This is a genomic window from Elusimicrobiota bacterium, from assembly GCA_026388155.1.
Taxonomy (GTDB): Bacteria; Elusimicrobiota; Elusimicrobia; order Elusimicrobiales; family UBA9959; genus UBA9634.
The window spans coordinates 70,323-89,010 of record JAPLKI010000020.1 but is presented as its reverse complement, the minus strand read 5'-3'; the positions used below and the strand labels follow the sequence as shown (position 1 = coordinate 89,010).

Below are 18,688 nucleotides of genomic sequence, written 5' to 3'. Positions count from 1 at the left end.
TTCATGGTAAAAGGGGCAGGTTCTATGGCAATGGATCGCAAGCGGCGGTGGGGGGTGGCACTTCTTATCAGCCTGGTCGTGCCGCCGATTCTTTATTTGGGGTGCGGGTTGGTCAGCGATTTTATGGGTAAGGTCTTATGGGGGTCCGATGCCTGGGCTAGTTCTAGTTATGTGTTTTTGGGGGAGGCGGGGCTGATGTTCGCGGCGTGTTTTGTTCCGGGGATATTAGCGGGCCGGTGGTGCGGCGGCCCCGGTTTTCTGCTTTTGCCTTCGACCTTTTTTGGTTTTTTGTTTAAAGCGTTAAGCTATAGTTCCACCAACTCCAAATTCTTTACCGTCATGATGTGGCTGGCGGGCGCGGTTCCTTCGCTTTTATTGGCTATTTCCATAGGAGCCTTTCTGCGCAGGCGCGCTGAGAAATCCCGGTTAAAGACCGCAGTCACCGGTAAGGAATAGGGGAAAAGGAGGCAGGAGCCTTTTTCATAATAATTGAACAGGTGGTATCATGATATGCCAAAATTAACTTTTTTACTAAAAGTCTTAGGTTGTATTGCGGCTGTTTTGGCGGCTGTCTTGGTGCTCATTTTGGGTGTCAGTGTCATCTCCAGTATGTTCTCGCCGTTGTATCAGGCGCGCCAGTTGAACGGCGGGGGGAAGGGGTTGGATAAAGCGCTGCGCCGGGATGAGATCTGCGCGAACCTGCTCAAAGGCGATTTCGCCGCCGCGTCAAAACCCATAGCCCGTAAGACCGTGACGCGCGAATTTCGTATAGCGGACACTATAACCTGGCTTGCGAAAAAAGGCGGCACGCCGTTCGTTGAGATACCGCGCTCGCAGCTTTTTACCGAATTGCCTTCGGACCAGGGCCCGCTGCAGTCCTGTCGCCCGCAGGGGGCGGTAACCCTGACCGGAGACCAGCTCTACACCAGTATTTACCTTGGCTATCGTAAATCCAGGCTGAGCGTCACACTGCGCTACTCAACGGGCTGGTTCTCTCCCACACTGGAGCGGATCGAGATCGCCAAACCGGAGCCGGTTGTGCCCGATATGCCGCCGCCGGATGCAACGGACCAGAAAATGTCCCAATTTATAAAGAAACTGGATCAAGGATACTGACGGGGGAAAGGGGAAAAGGTACCAGGTACCTTTTATACTGGATTTTCGGCTATTTTGAGGGAACGGCTGACGGTTTATTGTCAGCGCGAGTATTGGAAGGGCGCCGGACTACCCAGTGCCTGGGATATCCCGCGTCCAGGTGGACAAAAGCGACATCCGGATAGTACCCGACGCCCCCTGCGCGCATTTTTCTTGCGTGTGCCGCCACCTTGGCGGGACTGTACCCTGGAACCCTTATATCGGCCGCCCATCCCAGCATATGCAGACTCCAGCGCGCCGCTCCGTGGGTCCGGCTGTTCAGCGCCGGCGTGCGGTAGCCGCTTAAAAGAGTAAGCCCCCGCTTTCCGAACCGGTCCTCAATAGCGTCCAGTATTTCTATAAGCTTTATGGAAATCCGGGTCTCCTCGCCGGTAAGTCTGCAGCGCATGATCCGGCTTATTTTATCAAGTTCATTCTGATTATAAGTGCCGTCTCTGTTGCGGTAGCAGGAGCTTATTTGTTCGCCGCTATTCGGGCGGCTTAAGGCGAGGCAGCCGTCGCCTCCGAGGTTCACCGGTTTCGGCGGGTGCAGCTTTGCCCTGCTTATGAATATATAGGTTTCCGGATCGCCGTCTTCAAGTTCTATCACTTCGGCTTCGCTTACCGCAGGCGGCTCGGGCACAGAGTCGAGCATGGAGGTAAACTGCTCTATAAGTTCAGCCGCGCCAATTTCTTTGTCCGGCGCGGCGCACCCCTTTGACGCCGCGTAAAACAGCAGAAAGATAGCAACTGCAAAAGCGATGGAACGTCTCATGTAACATTATTCTACCAAAGTAACAAAAGGTGTCAGGCTGCTTTGTGGATTTACTTTGAAAACAGGGAAAAAAGCGGCAGCCTTTTAACCGGCCTCAAAAAAATTCCCGGCTTTTAAACCCGAAAAACAAGGGACCTCCGCGAAAAGAGTCTATTTGGTAAAATACTTAAGCCAGGTGCTTGCTTTAGAATAAGTAAGAAAATAAGCGGCGTCCCGTATGTCTCAAGAGCGGTTGGAGGTGATGATCATGAACGAAGCATTAAAAAACATAATGATACGTAAGAGCGTGCGTATTTTTACGGGCGCTCCGGTCAGCGAGACGCAGTTGACGGAACTGGTAAAGGCCGGAATGGCCGCGCCAAGCGCCGTGGATACGCGGCCCTGGGATTTTATAATAGTCACCGATAAAACCCTGCTCAGGCAGTTAGCCAAAAACCTGCCGTACGCAAAAATGACGGCGCAGGCCGCCGCGGCAATAGTTGTCACCGGCGATATGCGGCGGCAGTACGGCGGGGAGAATTCTTTGTACTGGCTGATGGATTGCAGCGCCGCTACCGAGAATATACTCCTGGCGGCCGAGTCAATGGGGCTGGGCGCTGTCTGGACGGCGGTATTCCCGGAGGCGGAGCGCGTTGCCGCCGTTAGAAAGATCCTGGGCATACCGGAGCATATTACTCCGCTGAATTTAATTCCTTTCGGCGTACCGGAGGGCAAACCGCAGGCCAAAGATAAATACAACCCGATACAGGTTCATAAAAACCACTGGTGACATTAACTTGAAAGGCGCCAGGCGCCTTTTTGGCGCCAAGCCGGCCCTTGTTCCGGAAAGGATAATTAAAATGGGTAAACCTTTGACGAGCGTGAAAAAAGTCGGAATAACCGGCGCCGCCGGCAATATCGGGACCACACTGCAAAAAGGGCTGTGCGAAAAATATAAGCTGCGCCTGTTCGATATAAGGCGATCCGACCCTGTCTGCGATGCCGCCTTTTCACAGATCGATTTTGCCGATAAGAACAGCCTCAAAGGAGCATTCGACGGGTTGGACGCAGTCATACATCTGGCCGGGAACCCCAGGCCCGACGCCCCAAGGGAGTCTACCTACCGCAACAATTTCGAGGCCACAAGCTGCGTATTCGAGGAAGCGCGCCGCGCCGGGGTAAAAAAAATCGTCTATGCGAGTTCCAACTTCTATCATGAAGCGGCTATCGGGCGGATACTCGACGGCGCATCAAAAGAGCTGATAACCCTGGACATGCCCCCAAGCCCCATCTGCCTTTATGGGGAATCGAAAGTTTTTGGAGAATCGCTGGGCAGACATATGTCGTATTTCGGAATACAGTTCGTCGCGCTGCGAATAGGCTGGACAGTACCGCAGGATAATCCGGCGTTGTACGGCGGCGATTATATGCGGGCCGTATTCTGCAGTAAGCGGGACCTGGTCCAGGCGTTCGATAAAGCGCTCCAGGCGGACGCCGGTTTCCTCGCGGCCTTCGTTACAAGCAATAATACTCATAATGTATTCGACCTTGCTGAAACAAAAAAAACACTTGGGTTCGCCCCGCAGGACAATGCGGAAAATTACGTCAGAGGCAAAGGTGTCAGGCCTTAGGATATCGGTATCGGGGACGCTGCACAATAACTCGATAATTGCCGGCGGTTTTGTTTTGCGGTTGAATTGACAATGGTAGGGAAAACTGGTAAATTTTATTTCAGATTTCAGAGATAGAAAGGGATTTTATGAAAAAGATAATGGTTCTTTTCGCTTTCACGATGTTCCCGTCCGCGCTGTCCGCGCAGGCGCCGGCACTTTCGCAATTGGGCGGCGATATCGCTCAGGTCGCTGTTCCCGTGGTTCCGGCGGCGTCCCCGGTCAGGAACACGGTTACGCTGCTGGACCCGCGCACCGGGAAGTTGTATGTAGTGATCCCTACCGGCGGCGGGTTCATCTACGCCTCCAACGGGCAGTTCGTTTCGGCGGTTTACAACGGTTCCGGCTATATACTGCCCTCCGGGCAGTACCTGCCGATAGTGGGCGGCAGCCGCCAAGAGCGATTCAACGCGGGTCTTGCCGGGAAATGGCTGGGCTGGGGCGAATGGACTTACCATGGCTCGAGCACGGGAGCTCACTGCGACATGAGTATGGAGTTCGAGGAAGGGGCTGATTATCTTTTCCGCAAGGGCGGGTATTTTGACTGTTCTGCGGTGGCCCTTGATGTGGAACCGGCGCGGTTCGTTAAAAAGGGGACGCAGCTGCTGGACCAGGACGGGCTGGTGTCCGGCTCCTATGAGAATAACGTGATCACGCTTAACGAGGCTTACAATGAAAAGGTCGACATAACTACTACCATCAAGGTCAACGGGCTGCATTTCGACTATTCCGAAATTTGGCGCGAAAAAGACGGTTCCGAGCTGTATAACATACAGGGGCGCCTATTTATAGGGGGATAGCCCGGTTCTGAGTGTCAGCGGGGTTAAAGGCGTAGAATAGGCCGGTCTGAATAGCGGGGTAAGGTCAGGATAGCGAACTCCGGCTATAAGACAGCAGGAGCTTTTTGGGGCTTGCTAAACTACCAGCTCGGCCAGCGTTTTTGCCGTGCCGTATTCCAGAATTTTTACCGCGGTGTAATCTTTTCCGATGGCTTTTTTCCACTCGGCGGACACTATGTCAAGCAGCTGTGCCTGCTGTGACTGGGAGAGGTTGTTAAACCGCTGGTCCACGTAAACGCAAAAGGTATCATCCTGATAGCCGATATCGGCCACCCCGACAGTGCTGAGTGTCCCCGCCCCTTTTTCTTTGATCCTTTGTATCGCCCCGTCCTTTAGCCTTTGTGTCACCCCGTCCTTAACATTGTCCTTAATATTGCCTTTAACATTACCTATGCCTGTACTGACCGTGACCAAAGGTTCAGTTGAATTATAGTAGTACGAATGGACGATATTAACGAGTATGACGATCAAAATGACCAGAAATAGTTTTTTCAGCAGAGGCGCGCCCGGTTTCCCGGCGATAGAAGATGCCGTCTTGGCGCCAAGCTGCGCGTTGCACCTGGGACAGACTTTCGCGTCCCCGTCCACTTCCATCAAGCAGTTATAACACTTCTTGGCCGTACCCATAGTTGTCACCTCGGTATCATAAATGTAACGTACAGCTCTATGGATATTATATAAATAATCGGCCTAACCTATTACGGACGGGGGAAGGTCGGCAGCGGAAGAAAAGCTGTTTTTTTGTCGTATTCATACCGGATGGCGAAGGGGAATAATCGCATAATCGGGGGCAGACACCTGTTTTAAGCCGACAGGGAGGCCGGTATTTTTGTTTTGGGCCGGGGTGTGGTAGAATATCTGCATGAAGGAATATTTATTGGCGGTATGTGCGGCGCTCCTGCCGGCGTGCGCGCCGGCGCCTAAGGGGCTCGAGCCGGTGGGCGGTTTTGACCTGGGCCGCTATCTCGGCACATGGCATGAGATAGCCAGGCTCGACCATTCTTTCGAGCGCGGGCTTGTTAAGGTAACCGCCGAATATTCTATGCGCGATGACGGCGGTGTTAAGGTCCTTAATAAAGGCTTCGACCCGCGAAAAAACAAATGGAAAGAGGCCGAAGGAAGGGCTTATTTCATCGGGAACAAAACTACCGGCAGCCTTAAAGTCAGCTTTTTCCGGCCTTTCTATGGCGGCTATCATATAATCGCGCTTGATAAGGAAGGCTACCAGTACGCGCTTGTTGCCGGCCCAAGCAGGTCCTACCTGTGGATATTGGCGCGCAGTCCGGAACTGCCTTCCACCACAATTAAAACGCTGGTTTCAAAAGCCGGGGGATTGGGTTTTGATACGGACAAGCTGATTTTTCTTAAATGATCCTCAGTGTCCCCTATTCTCCCGGAAGGAAAAAGGATGGGGAAAAGGCAGCAGGAGCCTTTCGTGGTTCGCCCTGACAGGCCGCAAACTGGAGAAATATGAAACAAAATAAAACAATTAAAAACGGCGCCGGGAAAATAGCGATACTCGGAGCCGGCAATATCGGCTCGGCCATTGCCAGGGGGCTGGCCGCTTCCGGGCGCTTTCGGCCGGAGGATATAATCCTTACCCGCCGCCGCGTCGAACTTCTGGAGGGTCTGCGCGGAGAGAAATTCAGCGTCAGTTCGGATAACCGCGGCGCCGTGAAAAGCGCGGAGATAATAATACTGGCCGTCGGTCCCCAGCAGGCCGAAGCGCTGGTAAAGGATATCAGCCCCGCGCTGAACGGACGGCGGCACATAGTGATCACAATAGTTTCCGGGGTGAGCACGGCGCAGATAGCGGGCTGGATGAAAAAAAAGGTCAGCCTGGTCAGGGCCATGACCAATACCGCCATAGCGATACGCGAGGCCATGACCTGCCTCTGCGCCGCTCCGGAGAGCCGGGCCGCGCTTGACCGGGCAAAGTCTATTTTTGACGCGCTCGGGAAAACGCTGGTCATAAACGAGGACCTTATGCTTTCCGCCACCGCGCTGACGGGCTGCGGCATAGCTTTTTTCCTGCGCGCCATACGCGCCGCCTCCCAGGGAGGCACCCAGATAGGTTTTCACTCGGAAGAGGCTCTCTTTATGGCCGCCCAGACCGCCAGGGGCGCGGCGTCGCTGCTGCTGGACCGGCAGGGCCACCCGGAGAGCGAGATAGACAAGGTTACCACCCCGCGCGGCTGCACCATAGAAGGCCTCAATGAAATGGAACATCACGGTTTCAGCTCGGCCATGATAACGGGAATAGTGACTTCGAACGAAAGAGCCGCGAGGCTGTTCAAAGACGATAAGTGAGTTTCGGCGGCAGACAGGGGAAAAGGCGGCAGGAGCCTGAGGTTATATTCCCCCGGGGATGACGATGCCGCGGGCCCCGCAGAAGGCGCGCATGTCGGCAGGCATGGGGGCGGAGAACACGCGATCGATTCCCGCCTTTCTCATATCTATTTCGGAGCAATGCAGGGCCTGGCGGGGCAGAAGGAGTTTCTCGGCGAGTGCCGGGGTCCAGCCGTCGTCCAGGAAATCCAGAAAGCAGCGCTCGTCGGGTCCGTAGATCTTGTCCCCGACAATGCATTTCCCGAGCCATTGAGCGTGGGCCCTTATCTGGTGCTTGCGGCCGGTCCCGGTAACCACGCGGACCAGCGTGAAGCCGCCGCCATGGGAAAGCGGAGTGAAGTGCGTGACGGCGGCCTTGCCGTCGGAGCGTACGGCTGATTTCGCAAGGACCCGGCTCTTCTCGTCGTCGCCAAGAGGCTGATCGACCGTCACCGGCTCCGAAAACTCGCCTGTCATGATGGCGAGGTAAGCCTTGCCCACCCGGCGCAGCCGCATTGCCTTTTGCAGGCGTGCGGCCATAGCGGAAGTTTTCGCGAACACCACCACGCCGCTCGTCTCGCGGTCCAGGCGGAAGGCCAGATGCGCCATGGCAAGGCCCGAGTGCTCGCGCACCGCGCCCACGAGGCTGGACCGCGGGCCCGCCTTGGACGGGTGGCATACGACGTCCCCTGGTTTGTTGATGACTATAACATGCTCCGAGTCATGGATCACCCAGTTTTTGAGTTCGTCCGGCGCGATCATGCGCACATGAGACAGCTGCAGCCGGCGGGGCCAGGGGCAGGCCAGCCTGGGATTGAAATCGGGATCGTTGTATTTACCCATGTGTTTTTTTGCTGAGAAACGCCGTCCTTCCTTCGCCTGAAAGTAGTAAAATAATTCCACTATCGATATAATAACAATTCTTGTCGAGGCACGGGCCCCGCACTTTGGACCTTTTTAGGAAAAAGTACGGGGCGGGCATAGTTCAGCAATTTAGCGGGGTTGCGGGAGAGGCGGCTATATGAATGAAGAAAGTCCTTCTTTTAGGCAAAGTATGGATGGGGGCGCCGGTGAGGACACGGCGCGGCCAACTGTAATTACGGTTGCTTGCGTTATAGGGGTTGTCGGGGCGGTACTGAGCGTGCCGATTATGTTTTCAGATGTAGCCCGTGCGATAGGGGCCTGGTATGCGCCGTATACGGCTTGTTCCGTCATTGCGTCTATGGTAAGTGTTATCGGCCTGTGGAAAATGCGGCGCTGGTCGGTTTACTTATACGCCGGAATCGCGGTAACGAACCAATTGGTAACGTTGTCCATGGGAGTTTGGCATTTCCTCGACCTGCTGGTCCCCGCTGTATTTGCCGCCATAGCCTGCTCCCAAATCCGCAAAATGAACTGAGCGTGTGTGCGGGCATTAATGGCGGAGGCTTTTTTGAAAGTTTTTTTGACAGGAGAAAAATATGCTAAAAATAACGGCTTTTAACGGGAGCGCGCGCAAGGACGGGAATACAGCCATACTTCTGAATACGGCTTTGGCGGAACTGAAAGTACGGGGTTTTGAAACGGAACTAATCCAACTGTCCGGCAAACCGCTGCGCGGCTGCAACGCCTGCATGGAATGTTTTAAGACCAAGGATAAAAAATGCGTTCTGCCTGACGACGGACTGAACGGTTATGTGGAGAAGATGTGCGCCTCAGCCGGCATCCTTATAGGTTCTCCTACCTATTTTGCGGATGTGAGCAGCGATACCAAGGCGCTTATTGAGCGGGCGGGTTATGTCAGCATGGCCAACGGCGGGCTGTTCAGGCGCAAAGCGGGCGCCGCGGTGGTGGCGGTCAGGCGCGGCGGGGCCATGCACGCTTTCGACACCATAAACCATTTCTTTACCATAGCCCAGATGATAATCCCCGGTTCCAATTACTGGAACGTGGGAGTGGGGCGGGCCATCGGCGAAGTGGAGAACGACAAGGAAGGTATGACGACCATGAAGGTGCTGGGCGAGAATATGGCCTGGCTGCTTTCCAAACTGCACGGACTGCCGTAACGAAAAAGGCGGTACCGGGTCAAAAAAGGGGATAGTTTTTAAAATTCAGTATTGTTAAGGGCCGGGGGGCGTTGGTCGTTTTTTTTGTCAAAGTTTAAGGGGAGGTCATTTATGGGAAAAAAAGGCGTGGTAATTCCGGTTATTTTAATACTGCTCGCGGCCATCTGTTGGTGGGCGGTTATTTCCAAGGAACGCGCTCTCGCGCGATCGCAGGAAAAGACACATGTGCTGGTGGCCGGATCTGACCTGCCGGCCGATACCGTCCTGAAAGAAGACTTGGTGGAAGTGATGGCGATACCGAGAGTGTACATGCAGCAGGATGCCTACGAGGTAAGGAGTATGACGGATATAAATCTGGTGACCGGCCTCGTTTCAGCCGTAAGGATACCCAAAGGCAACCAGATCACACGGTCGTGTCTGGTCAGCCTGAGCCCGAAGGCGGGGACGGGCGTAAAAGTCCCGCCCGCGCAGCAGCATTACCTCGAAGGCCTGAAATATCTACAGAATGCCGATTATAAAAAGGCGCGCGAGGAATTGACCATCGCCAAAAAGCTCGATCCGTCCAATGCCGACGCCGAAGCGGGCCTGAAACGCATAAACCAGATACTCGCCGGCAGCAAGTAGGGGAGAGGGTGCCAGTGGAAAAGGCGGCAACTGCCGCCTTGTAGCCGGGAGTGATCGGGCGGGGGAGGGGCTATGGGTATTTTCGGAAATTTGTTTTGTGGGGACAAAAGCGCTGAAGCGGCGGCCTTCAGTATGCGGGTTGGCGAGGACATCTTTAAGGATTCAGGGCGCGGCACTATTATTTCCGGTATGATCGAGACAGGCACGGTAACTACCGGGGACAAGGTTTTTTTTATTTCCACAGCCGGGAAAAAGAAATCCTGCAGTGCGGAAGTGCTGATTGAGGGGGCAAAAACCACGGCGGGGGTCAAAGCCTCGGTCGGTACTTGTATAGCCTTGCTGCTGCACGGAGTGAAAGAGGACGAGGTGGCGGCAGGAATGCTGATCTCCGGCAGTCCGCTATAAAATTGGGGACATAATGCTAACTAAAAAGTGAGGTTCTGAACCGCCGGGGAGATACGGCGGTTTTGTTTTGGTAGAATAAAGTGCGGTAAGACTTTGACGCGGATTTACAGGGGAGGATTTCATATGGCGGACAATGAAGTGGTTTTAAAGTCAGGGCTGAAATATGTGGACCTGGAAGTGGGGGATGGAGCCGTGGCCGTCAGCGGCAAAGATGTTACTGTTCATTATACCGGCACGTTCCCTGACGGCAAAAAATTCGACAGTTCCCTGGACCGCGGTAAACCTTTTACCTTCAAGCTGGGAGAGGGCCGCGTTATAAAGGGCTGGGACGAGGGGGTTTCCGGCATGCGTATAGGCGGCAAACGCAGGCTTTTTATCCCTTCGGCGCTCGGTTACGGGAAAAGGGGCGCGGGCAGCGTAATTCCACCTGACGCGGAACTGCATTTTGAGGTGGAGCTTCTCGGCGTGGAGTGAGCAAAGATAGCGGGGAACTCTGTGGCCGGCTTTTGCGGACGGCTGTGATTGTCTGATCGCTATCCTGAACCCTTCAGTTGAAGGCTTTCCGGCGCAGAGCGCCGGCGCGCTGCGCCCCGCCCTTTTGCTTCGGCAACTGGCGCCGAATGTCAAAGTTTAGCCAGTCAAGCTAAGCTAGGTGCAAAAGAGCGGGGCAGTGCGCTTGATTTGCGACCCGCAAAGAGGGGAATCCTGCGGTATTTCTGTTCCCTGTGTTTCTCAATGACCGTCTGATGGACACCGTGCTTGGGTAGCCGACCCCTTCCCAACTGCTTAAGGGACACCGCATGGCGGTTTCCCCTCCTACGCAAGTATTGGCCGTCTGATGGACACCGTCCCTGATACGGCACCTACGCAAGTATTGGAAACTATCTTGAACTGCAGAATTCTGGCTATGTTCCCCACATTTCATAAATACCGGAGGGAAATAGAGCTTTTAGCGGCCTTCGCGGCTGCGCTGGCCTTTATTCTCTGGTATGGGGTCAAAGAGTGGAACCCCCGCGCTTTCAAGGTCCGGAACGCGCCGGCAGCCGTTACCGGCTTTCGCTCCCATACGGATTCCATCCGCCTGCTTAAAGAGATATACCTTTTAAATGTGCTCAAGCTTCCCGACCAATGGTATTTCGCAAAAACTTCCGCTTCGGGCGGTCTCAAGGAGCATTTTGCGGCTACTGCCGCCCTCATGCGCGAAAAAAACCCCGCCGCGCCTGATGCCGCGAAGCTTATCTCGAGCTATTATAACGGCGGCAAGCCTTTCATGGACCCGGTCTGGTTCAACCATCCGATAATCGGCGGAGATGGCGTCGGGGCGGGGGAAATAACTGTTGTTTCTGTGTCAGCCGGGCTTACCGTAAGAGTGGACATGGAAGACATCCATGCTATTGAAAAACACAACGGCTCTTTTACAGCCGACCAGTCGGACGCGCTTAAACGCATTTTAGGCGAATTTTCCGCAGACGCGAAAGCGAAGCCGGGTACGCCGGCTTCACGCCTTCAGAATAAAACCAGGCGGCAAAAATAGGGACGCCGGTTTTTGGGAAACGGTTCCTGCAGTCGCCTTTTTATTATGCTGTAATAGGATGGATCATGCCGGAGATGACAATTGGCGTAATAATATTCTGCTCTTTCTTCGCTTTAGCTTTTTCCGGAGCGTTGATGTGGATTCTGGAAAGAAAGGCGAGGGCCTCACGCCGGCAAATCATGCCTTTCTCGCACTCTTTTCTGGCGGGGTGCGTCACTTTCAGCGTTGTCTATATTTTAAACCGGCTGATCTTTCCGGGCTGGCCGAAAGCGACTGCCGTTTTTAACCTGGCAATGCTTGCCGCCATATTTACTTTCCGGGGTGTAAGAAAAAAGCTTCTCAGGCAATACCGCCGCCGGCGGCCGAAAACCGGAAAAAAGCACCACCGGCATTCCGAAGCCGCGGCTTTGGAACATATGCTGGCTAAGGACCCGCTTAACGCTTTCTGTCTTGAAAAGCTGAGCGAGATTTACGAGGAAATGGGGGAATACGGCAAGGCGCTGGAGGCGGCGCGTGAAGCCGTCAAACTGGATCCGTCGATGAAAAACAAATGGCGGGTTGAAGACTTAGAAAAAGAAATTCCCGGAAAAAAGCGGCATAAAGACGGCTGGAAGCTTTTCTAAAAAGATAATCCCCGCCGCCCGGCGCCGTTTACTTGGGAGTTCTTTACAATAAGGTAACGTCGGACTTATGGTTTTGGGTGGGGGCCGCGTAGTAGCACAGTCGGGGGCCTGGTCGGGAGCGGGCCAAGCATGGGATCGCCCTTACGCCACGTAGGAAACCCAATACCTGTGTAAGTGCCGTATCAGAGCCTATGGCTTTAAGACGGCCTCCCGTGGTTTCCCTCCAACCGACTGGTTGGAGCCTCCCATCCGCTATGTGGCTCCAGAGCAACCCCATGCCTGGCCCTTATTAAGGAAATTATTTGGGTATAAGGTAAATTACCCTTCCGGAAAACCCCCGCGAACAAACCCCGGCGCCCCCCCTTCGTTTTTCACGTTTATCTGGCCTTTTCACCGGCTTTTATAACGGGCAAAGCGGGTTATTTTGGTTTGGGGATGGCAAGGTCGCCTACGAGTTGCGCCAGACATTCGGGAAGTATTTTCAGCAGTATATGGAGAAGCGCGATTTCAGGATTGATGATGATCATTTGCCCTGAGCCTTTGCATTTTTTAAGAATGCGGCCCGCGGCGATGTCGGGGGATAAAAGACTTTTTCTGCCCGATGCGGATTTAAGCCACTCAGGCGATGTTTCGTGTTCATGGGCATATTGAGGCGTATCGATATCGGCGGGGCACGCCACATATACGGCGATTTTCTTCGGCAATAATTCCCTGCGCATACATTCAGCGAACCTGATAATTCCCGCCTTTGCGGCGCAATACGGAGCATATCCGGCGCCGCCGATAATACCGAATGCGGATGAGATCATGAGTATCCGGCTCTGTTGTTTGAGAAGAGGGAGAAAGATGCGCGTGCACAGCATGGTTCCGATCAGATCTATTTCAATATCTTCTTTCAGCGTTTCCATGTTTTGATAATCCGCAAGAAGACCGACGTGTACTACGCCCGCGTCTAAAATTAAAAAATCCAGATTCCCGCAGAGCGTCGTGACCTGGGCTGCGACAGATTGCAGGTCGGCTTTTGAGGTAACATCCGCCCGGAACCAAACTGCCTCATAACCTTTTGACTGCAGCTTTTGTACGGCGTGTCGCAGTTTTTCTTCGGTGCGCGCGACGAGAATAGGCGTGTATCCCCGACTTGCGAGCTGCTCCGCAAAACTAAACCCTAATCCGGACGAGCCGCCGGTGATAAGCGCGTATTTTTTTGTGTTCACGGAATGCTCCTGGTATAACAGCGGCGTTTTTTATCGATGATATGATCAAAGTATTGCCATTGTTCATGTATTTTAGTGTTTGTTTCAAGTTCGGGCGCCGCGTCAAGAGTGGTCACGCCATGTTTAAGGTATGCCAGTTGGGCTTCTCTCATAATAATAGCGTTGACCCCTTTCCCCTGCAGATCTTTCCGCACGGTAATGAGATACAGATCAACGGTATCGTTTTTTTTGAGCGCGCGAAGTATATGGATAAAACCAAAAGGAAGGAGTTTGCCCTGCGCGCGCTGCAGCGCTTTTGAAAGCGACGGCATGGTAATGCCGACCGCGGCAAGTTTGTTGTCTTTGTCAACCACCAACTGGATAAATGCGGGGTTTACGAACGAGAAATATTGTTTGATGTACACATCAACCTGCTTATCGGTCAGCGGGACAAAACCGAAAAGATCTTTATAACCGTCATTTAAGAGCTTGAAAACCTCTTTTGCGTACGGCATAAGATCTTTCGCTTTTTTTAAGTGTATAACGTGAAGCTTGAGTCTGCGTTCCGCAAAATTCGCGATGCGTATGATCTTTGGATGCATTTCTTTCGGCAGCGTTATTTTAAAATCTATCCAGTCCACTTCTTTGGCGTACCCGAGTTTTTCAATATGTTCCGGATAATAGGGGAAGTTGTAGATCGTGGGCAGCGTGCCGAGCCGGTCAAAGCCCTCTATAAGAAGACCTTCCCTGTCAAAATCAGTGAAGCCCATGGGGCCCTGCACGCCCTTCATTCCGTGTTCTTTTGACCAGTTTTCAACGGCCTGGAACAACGCGGCGGATACCCGGGTGTCGTCTATGAAGTCAACCCAGCCAAAACGCGCGTACGCGTTTTTCCAGATCTCGATATAGCGGTTATTGATTATTCCCGCGATCCTGCCGACAATTTTGTCGCCGTCATAAGCTAGAAAATAAACGGCTTTGCAAAATTCGAACGCGGGGTTTTTTTGGGGGTCAAGGGTGGCAAGCTCATCGAAGAACAAAGCCGGCACCCAGCAGGGATTGTTTTTGTAGAGGGTTCCTGGAAATAAAATAAATTTTTTCAGATCTTTTTTTGTTTTTACTTCTTGTATGCGGATCGCCATAAATTGTCTCCGACCGAAGACGAGGTTAAAAATATATTATCACATTTTTCGGATTGTCCCAAATTCAGCTGGCAGGCATATTGAGCATCTGCGGTTCCAAACTGCTTAAGGAACACCGCATGGCGGTTTCCGCCCTTTCAGGGATTATCGGCAACTTAAGGCTGAAGATAAGGGAACACTGCCCGCGCGGTAAAAAATATATATAATTGTCCGTATACCTGCAAAGCAAACAAAGATGTTTTTGGACAATATTGTGCGCCGAGAACGGCGCTGTCTTTGTTTCCCAGCCGGAAGCCGGCGGGGGATCCGGATCGCGCGGGGATGGGCTGTATAGTCGGAATAAAACAGACGAGGAGAAGCATCTTATGAATATCCTGGTGGCTGACGATGATCCCAGCATAGTGGAGCTGCTGTTAGATCATCTGAGAGATCTGGGATACAATGTAACCGGCGTTTATGACGGGCAAGCGCTCATGGACGAGGCCATAAAAAACACCCCCGACCTTATAATCTCCGATATAGATATGCCCGGAATGAGCGGGGAGGTGGCGCAGTCAATGATCGAGCTGTATCCTCCTTTGCAGAAAATACCCTTTATAGTCATCACCGGCACCACTAAAGCAAGGATCCCCGCTCTTGGCCTGTCCCAGAATACGGTCATTCTCACGAAGCCGGTTGATTTCAACGACTTGGATGCCATCGTGTCCGATATCGCTTCCAAGATAAAGAAATTGTAAGGCTCTTAACCCGCTTGGGGCAGGTATCGCAATTTTCGGGTTAAATTAATTTTGACAGTTTTTCGGAAAGTTCAAGCAGGCGTGAACGAAAGCGCGGCTGTTTGCGCTCGATCAGGGGCAGAAGGGTTTTCCTGAGCCAGTTGCGGGTGTGCTTTTCGTCTTCATTCGTCTTGTCTTTTCTGAATGGCAGGCGGTTCAGCCGCGCGTACTCCATTATTTCCTTCCTGTTTACCGCGAGCATCGGTCTTATTACAAAAACGCTTTTGCGGCCCTTCGCGCTCATTTTTCTTTTTATGGGTATGCCCAGAAGCCCTTTCGGCTCCGTGCCCCGCATCAGGTTCAGCATAACGGTTTCGGCGTGGTCGTCCGAGTGATGGGCTGTGGCCACCATGGAACACTTCTTTTTCAAGGCTGTTTTCAGCAGAAAACCGTAGCGGGCCTCCCGGGCTGCGTGCTCGGCGCTCCGTTTTGTTTTTTTCGCGAGCCCGGGCACGTCTATTTTGGCCGTTACTGTTTCAAGACCGTAGCTTAACCCCAGTTTTTTTACGAAATTCTCGTCGACATCAGCCGCCCTGCCGCGCAGGCAGTGGTTCAGATGCGCTACGCAAAGCCGTATCCCCCCGCGGCGGGCGTGTTTGGCAAAAAAATCAAGCATAACCACGGAATCCGGCCCGCCCGAAACGGCAAGCAGAATTGAATCCCCTTTTTTGAAGAGGCCGTAACGCCGTGAAAGGGAGTTTATCTTGTCCCAAAGCCTGAGTGTGGCCGTTTTCGTCGTGTGCATAGGGAAATTATACTTAAATTTCAGTGGACGGTGGAGCACGCGGGGAAGTGTTTTTTTTGTCCCGCCTCTGCGGCGCGAAAATATATAAAATGTATATGACTTATGCTTAAACTCAATTTCCACGCTATAACCAAAAACCTGTTCAATAAATCCGCCGAGGTCATAGGCGGGGAATTTACCGAGCTTGAAAAAAAATATAAAGGGCTTTCTTCGCTTGATCAGGAAAAGCTTTTGGCTGAGTTCGGCTCTTCCGCGGTCGGCTTGTCCGGTCCAGTAGCGCATGCGGCGCTTGAAAAATACGGCCCCAACGAGCTGAGCCAGACTCCCAAAAAAACTTTTATCCGAGATATTTACGACCGCCTTAAAAATCCGCTTGTAATCCAGCTGCTTGTTATCTGCTCCGTCTCTCTCTTTATGGGCGATATCCGTTCCGCCGTGGTGGTGGGGGGGATGATCGTGCTGAGCGTCGCGCTTTCCTATTTCCAGGAATCCCGCTCCGGTAAAGCCATGGAGGACTTGCGCGCCATAATAGAAACCACCTGCACCGCTCTCAGGGACGGCAAAGAAGCCGAAGTCCCGCTTGACGACCTTGTCCCCGGCGATGTGGTGGTCCTTCAGGTGGGTTCCATCATCCCGGCTGATTTAATTCTTTTTTCCGCCCGGGATTTTTACCTGAATCAGTCGGCCTTGACGGGCGAATCCATGCCGGTTGAAAAAACGGCCTCGGTTTCAGTCGCCGCCGGCAAAGCCGTTTTTGAGCTTGAAAACATGTGCTTCCAGGGCGCCAATGTGGTGAGCGGCTACGCGCGCGGGCTTGTGATAGCCACCGGAGGGGCCACTTACCTGGGTAAGATGGCGAAACAACTCACCGCCGCTCACGGCGAGACCGGCTTTGACAAGGGCGTGAACGGATTTACCTGGCTGATGATACGCTTGATGCTTGTGATGGTGAGCGCGGTGTTTCTGATCGTGGGTTTCACCAAGGGCGACTGGATTTCGGCTTTGCTGTTCGGCCTTGCAGTGGCCGTGGGCCTGACGCCTGAAATGCTGCCCATGATAATAACCGTGAACCTTTCCAAGGGCGCCTTGGCCATGAGCCGCAAGAAAGTTATTATAAAAAAGCTTTCCGCCATACAGAATTTCGGCGCCATGGACGTTTTATGCACCGATAAGACCGGCACCCTGACGCAGGACCGCATCATACTTGAAAAATATGTGGATGTGACCGGGCGCAAAGACGAGGAAACGCTGCGCTACGCCTACATGAACAGCTTTTACCAGACGGGCCTGAAAAATCTGCTTGACCGGGCCGTACTCGCGCACAGCGATCTGGATGTTGAGCGGGCCTGTAAAAAAGTGGATGAAATACCCTTTGATTTCAGCCGCAAACGGATGTCGGTGGTGGTGGAATACGAAGGCAAGCATGTTTTAATAACCAAGGGAGCGGTGGATGACGTTTACAAGTCCTGCTCCCGCTACCAGGTTGACGACGAGGTTTTTGAGCTGGAGGAGATGATCTCAAGCGACCTGATGGAGGACTACGCCTCTCTCAGCTCGCAGGGCTACAGGGTGCTTGCTATCGCCTACAGGGAATTTGAAACTTCAAAAACCGTTTTTTCCACGGCCGACGAGACGGGGCTTATCCTGCTTGGCTACATAGCTTTTCTTGATCCTCCGAAGGAAACTTCAAGCGCGGCTTTGAAGGCCCTCTCGGAGCTTGGCGTGGCGGTTAAAGTACTCACCGGCGACAACGAACTGGTGACCAGGAAAGTCTGCGCGGATGTGGGGCTTTCCACGGAGAAGCTTTTTACCGGGGCCCAGCTTGCCGCTTTTACGCCGGAGGAGTTCGACCGCTCCGCTTCGTCCGGAGAGGTCTTTGTGCGGCTCACCCCCTCGCAGAAAGAGGAGATAATTTCCTCGCTCAGGCGCCAGGGCCGGGTGGTGGGGTTTATGGGCGACGGCATAAACGACGCGCCCGCCATGAAAGCGGCCGATGTGGGGATTTCGGTGGACACGGCGGTGGATATAGCCAAGGAATCCGCCGACATAATCCTGCTTGAAAAAAGTCTTTTGGTCCTGGAACAGGGAGTTCTTGAATGCCGCAAGGTGTTCGGAAATATCACAAAGTATATCAAGATGGGCGCCAGCTCGAATTTCGGCAATATGTTCAGCGTTATAGGCGCCAGCTATTTCCTGCCGTTCCTGCCCATGGCGCCCGCCCAGGTGCTGTTAAATAATTTACTCTATGATTTTTCGCAGGCGGGCATCCCCACCGACAGCGTGGACCCGGAGTACCTTAAAGCGCCCAGAAAATGGAACATCTCGAACATCCGCAAATTCATGTTCTTTATAGGGCCGATAAGTTCCATTTTTGACTATCTTACTTTCTTTCTCATGCTGTACTTCTATAACTGCGCCGCTTTTTCAGCCGCCGGCACCGCGCTTGGAACAAAAGTTTATCTTGAAAAATTATTCCACACCGGCTGGTTCGTGGAGTCGCTGCTGACGCAGACGCTGATAGTGCATGTTATAAGGACCAGGCGGCTGCCGTTCATACAATCCAGGGCGAGCCTTGCCATGACCGTCGCCACGCTTTCCGTGGTGGCTGTGGGTATTTACCTGCCTCATTCGCGTTTTGCCGATTACCTCGGTTTTGTCGCTCTGCCGGCAAGCTACTGGGCGTGGCTTGCGCTTTTCCTTTTAAGCTATACTGTTATCACGCATTCGGTTAAAACCTGGTTCTATTCAAAGTTTGGAGACGACTGAGAAATACCCAGGAAGTCAGGAGTCAGAATTCAGTAGTCAGAATGAGGGCGTCAGCGATGGAAATTGAGAGTCGGAATCAAGCTGTTAGCTGCCTATTTGCGGGCCATTCT

Annotated in this window: 21 protein-coding genes and 1 pseudogene; 16 read left to right on the top strand and 6 right to left on the bottom strand. The window is 53.1% G+C overall.

Annotated elements, in window-relative coordinates; translation table 11 throughout:
* Window positions 1–24: 24 nt before the first annotated feature.
* Both NTX59_09535 and NTX59_09530 read left to right on the top strand, forming a co-directional pair.
* Window positions 25–456, top strand: coding sequence for a hypothetical protein (locus NTX59_09535; protein MCX5785918.1), 432 nt, complete (start codon window positions 25–27; stop codon window positions 454–456).
* Window positions 457–510: 54 nt separating this feature from the next.
* Window positions 511–1,116: a hypothetical protein gene (locus NTX59_09530; GenBank protein ID MCX5785917.1), complete on the top strand. Its 606-nt coding sequence runs from the start codon at window positions 511–513 to the stop codon at window positions 1,114–1,116.
* Between the two features lie 49 nt (window positions 1,117–1,165).
* Here the strand turns inward: NTX59_09530 and NTX59_09525 are convergent, their stop codons facing one another.
* Window positions 1,166–1,909 (bottom strand): DUF882 domain-containing protein, encoded by a 744-nt coding sequence (locus NTX59_09525; GenBank protein ID MCX5785916.1) that lies wholly within the window; start codon window positions 1,907–1,909, stop codon window positions 1,166–1,168.
* Between the two features lie 247 nt (window positions 1,910–2,156).
* Between NTX59_09525 and NTX59_09520 the strand changes: the two genes are divergently transcribed.
* The 3 genes from NTX59_09520 (at window position 2,157) to NTX59_09510 (ending at window position 4,358) form a co-directional block, all read left to right on the top strand.
* Entirely contained in the window at window positions 2,157–2,678 is a 522-nt protein-coding gene (locus NTX59_09520) for a nitroreductase family protein (GenBank protein ID MCX5785915.1), read from the top strand.
* Between the two features lie 70 nt (window positions 2,679–2,748).
* On the top strand, window positions 2,749–3,519 hold the full coding sequence (locus tag NTX59_09515) for an NAD(P)-dependent oxidoreductase (protein MCX5785914.1): 771 nt from the start codon (window positions 2,749–2,751) through the stop codon (window positions 3,517–3,519).
* 128 nt (window positions 3,520–3,647) lie between these two features.
* Window positions 3,648–4,358, top strand: coding sequence for a hypothetical protein (locus tag NTX59_09510; GenBank protein MCX5785913.1), 711 nt, complete (start codon window positions 3,648–3,650; stop codon window positions 4,356–4,358).
* 114 nt (window positions 4,359–4,472) lie between these two features.
* Here the strand turns inward: NTX59_09510 and NTX59_09505 are convergent, their stop codons facing one another.
* A complete protein-coding gene (locus tag NTX59_09505; GenBank protein ID MCX5785912.1) occupies window positions 4,473–5,024 on the bottom strand; it encodes a hypothetical protein in 552 nt (183 codons plus the stop codon).
* A 235-nt stretch (window positions 5,025–5,259) separates the two neighbouring features.
* On the opposite strand from NTX59_09505, the gene NTX59_09500 reads away from it, so the two are divergent.
* On the top strand, window positions 5,260–5,769 hold the full coding sequence (locus tag NTX59_09500; protein MCX5785911.1) for a lipocalin family protein: 510 nt from the start codon (window positions 5,260–5,262) through the stop codon (window positions 5,767–5,769).
* Between the two features lie 98 nt (window positions 5,770–5,867).
* On the top strand, window positions 5,868–6,707 hold the full coding sequence (gene proC, locus NTX59_09495; protein ID MCX5785910.1) for a pyrroline-5-carboxylate reductase: 840 nt from the start codon (window positions 5,868–5,870) through the stop codon (window positions 6,705–6,707).
* A 42-nt stretch (window positions 6,708–6,749) separates the two neighbouring features.
* Here proC and NTX59_09490 read toward each other — a convergent pair whose 3' ends face one another.
* Window positions 6,750–7,568 (bottom strand): pseudouridine synthase, encoded by an 819-nt coding sequence (locus NTX59_09490; GenBank protein ID MCX5785909.1) that lies wholly within the window; start codon window positions 7,566–7,568, stop codon window positions 6,750–6,752.
* Window positions 7,569–7,875: 307 nt separating this feature from the next.
* Here NTX59_09490 and NTX59_09485 point away from each other — a divergent pair, with 307 nt between their 5' ends.
* From NTX59_09485 to NTX59_09455, 7 genes and pseudogenes are all read left to right on the top strand, one after another.
* Window positions 7,876–8,124, top strand: a complete 249-nt coding sequence (locus NTX59_09485; protein ID MCX5785908.1) for a hypothetical protein — start codon at window positions 7,876–7,878, stop codon at window positions 8,122–8,124.
* Window positions 8,125–8,185: 61 nt separating this feature from the next.
* Complete coding sequence (locus tag NTX59_09480) at window positions 8,186–8,770, top strand: flavodoxin family protein (GenBank protein MCX5785907.1); 585 nt, start codon at window positions 8,186–8,188, stop codon at window positions 8,768–8,770.
* 111 nt (window positions 8,771–8,881) lie between these two features.
* Window positions 8,882–9,394, top strand: a complete 513-nt coding sequence (locus NTX59_09475; protein MCX5785906.1) for a hypothetical protein — start codon at window positions 8,882–8,884, stop codon at window positions 9,392–9,394.
* Between the two features lie 132 nt (window positions 9,395–9,526).
* On the top strand, window positions 9,527–9,799 hold the full coding sequence (locus NTX59_09470; GenBank protein ID MCX5785905.1) for a hypothetical protein: 273 nt from the start codon (window positions 9,527–9,529) through the stop codon (window positions 9,797–9,799).
* A gap of 123 nt (window positions 9,800–9,922) precedes the next feature.
* Window positions 9,923–10,273 (top strand): annotated as a pseudogene (locus NTX59_09465) (FKBP-type peptidyl-prolyl cis-trans isomerase).
* 433 nt (window positions 10,274–10,706) lie between these two features.
* Window positions 10,707–11,333, top strand: a complete 627-nt coding sequence (locus NTX59_09460; protein ID MCX5785904.1) for a hypothetical protein — start codon at window positions 10,707–10,709, stop codon at window positions 11,331–11,333.
* 65 nt (window positions 11,334–11,398) lie between these two features.
* Complete coding sequence (locus NTX59_09455; GenBank protein ID MCX5785903.1) at window positions 11,399–11,956, top strand: tetratricopeptide repeat protein; 558 nt, start codon at window positions 11,399–11,401, stop codon at window positions 11,954–11,956.
* A gap of 419 nt (window positions 11,957–12,375) precedes the next feature.
* On the opposite strand, the gene NTX59_09450 is transcribed toward NTX59_09455, so the two are convergent.
* Window positions 12,376–13,170: an SDR family NAD(P)-dependent oxidoreductase gene (locus NTX59_09450; GenBank protein ID MCX5785902.1), complete on the bottom strand. Its 795-nt coding sequence runs from the start codon at window positions 13,168–13,170 to the stop codon at window positions 12,376–12,378.
* On the bottom strand, window positions 13,167–14,291 hold the full coding sequence (locus NTX59_09445) for a hypothetical protein (GenBank protein ID MCX5785901.1): 1,125 nt from the start codon (window positions 14,289–14,291) through the stop codon (window positions 13,167–13,169). Before NTX59_09445 ends, NTX59_09450 begins: the two co-directional genes overlap by 4 nt.
* A 365-nt stretch (window positions 14,292–14,656) precedes the next feature.
* Between NTX59_09445 and NTX59_09440 the strand changes: the two genes are divergently transcribed.
* A complete protein-coding gene (locus tag NTX59_09440) occupies window positions 14,657–15,028 on the top strand; it encodes a response regulator (GenBank protein MCX5785900.1) in 372 nt (123 codons plus the stop codon).
* Window positions 15,029–15,068: 40 nt separating this feature from the next.
* Here NTX59_09440 and tilS read toward each other — a convergent pair whose 3' ends face one another.
* A complete protein-coding gene (gene tilS, locus NTX59_09435) occupies window positions 15,069–15,812 on the bottom strand; it encodes a tRNA lysidine(34) synthetase TilS (protein ID MCX5785899.1) in 744 nt (247 codons plus the stop codon).
* Window positions 15,813–15,914: 102 nt separating this feature from the next.
* On the opposite strand from tilS, the gene mgtA reads away from it, so the two are divergent.
* A complete protein-coding gene (gene mgtA, locus NTX59_09430; GenBank protein ID MCX5785898.1) occupies window positions 15,915–18,578 on the top strand; it encodes a magnesium-translocating P-type ATPase in 2,664 nt (887 codons plus the stop codon).
* Window positions 18,579–18,688 lie beyond the last annotated feature (110 nt).